Consider the following 1308-nt stretch of genomic DNA (forward strand, 5'->3'; position numbering starts at 1 on the left):
GGGCGGTTTCTGGTGGTCGTCGCAACACGTGGTCGGTTGTCTAGGCCGCGATGAGTTTATGCAGACGCTCGGCTGGGGTTTCCCAGCCGAGCGTCTTGCGTGGGCGGCCGTTGAGTTCGGCGGCGACCGCTACAAGGTGTTCCGGGCCGTGAACGGACAGATCGGTGCCCTTGGGGAAGTACTGCCGCAGCAGGCCGTTGGTGTTCTCATTGGAGCCGCGCTGCCAGGGACTGGCCGGGTCGCAGAAGTAGACCGGGACGTCGGTGGCCAGGGTGAACAGGCCGTGCTCGGCCATTTCCGAGCCCTGGTCCCAGGTCAGCGACCGCACCAGGTGGGTGGGCAGGGTCCGCACCGTCTCCACGAGGGCATCGCGGACCTGCTCGGCGGTGCGGCCGTGCGGCAGGTGCAGGAGCACCACGTAGCGGGTGGCGCGCTCGACCAGCGTGCCGATCGCCGACGCGCCGTCCTTGCCGATGATGAGGTCGCCCTCCCAGTGCCCGGGAACCGCCCGGTCCTCCACCTCGGCGGGACGCTCACTGATCATGACCATCGGGTGGGTGAACCTGGGCCTGCGCGCGGCGGCCTGGCGGTGGGGGATCCGGCGGGCGCGTCCGGTGCGCGGGGAGCCGGCCAGCTCGCGGCGCAACTCGCCACGACCCTGGACATAGAGGGCCTGGTAGACGGTTTCGTGAGCCACGTGCATCTCCGGCCGCTCGGGAAAGGTGTCCCGTAGAGCCTGGCAGATCTGCTCCGGGCTCCACCGCTTGTCCAGGTGGTGCTGGATGAACTCCCGCAGCTCCCGGTGCGGGCGATCTTGGCGGGCTTGGGGCGCGGTCGGCGGGCATCGGCGCGGGCCTGCGCGGCATGAGGCCGGTAACTGCCGCTGCCCGGGTGGCGGTTGCGCCGGATCTCCCGGCTGACCGTGGAGGGGTTGCGGCCCAGCTCGGCTGCGATCGCCCGCACGGTGGCCTTCTCCCGCAGCCGGTCGGCGATGTGGATGCGCTCGTCCTCGCGCAGGTACCGGGACGGGCCGGACGGCTCTGCCACCGCTCGAAGCGGTGGCAGAGCCGTCCTCTGCGTCCCGGTGGGCTTGCGCCCGTTACGCCACTTCTGGCCGGTCCGAACGTCGATACCGACGATCCGGCAAGCCTCTTTGTTGCTGTAGCCCTGCTGCATGAGCCGGGAGTATGCCGCCCGCTCCCGAGTCAGCTTCCTCGGGCCCTGAGGCGTCCGGTCCTCACGGATCTCGAAGTCCAATGCATCCCCTGAACTGGGGTGTTGCAACGACTCCTAGAACCCAAGGCGTGG

General features: G+C 69.8%; 1 pseudogene. It reads right to left on the minus strand.

The features are described from left to right. Positions 1–40: 40 nt before the first annotated feature. Positions 41–1176 (minus strand): annotated as a pseudogene (locus ACFVXH_RS41330) (IS30 family transposase). Positions 1177–1308: the final 132 nt, after the last annotated feature.

Origin of the sequence: Kitasatospora sp. NPDC058184 (assembly GCF_042883725.1) — a bacterium.
Classification (GTDB): domain Bacteria; phylum Actinomycetota; class Actinomycetes; order Streptomycetales; family Streptomycetaceae; genus Kitasatospora.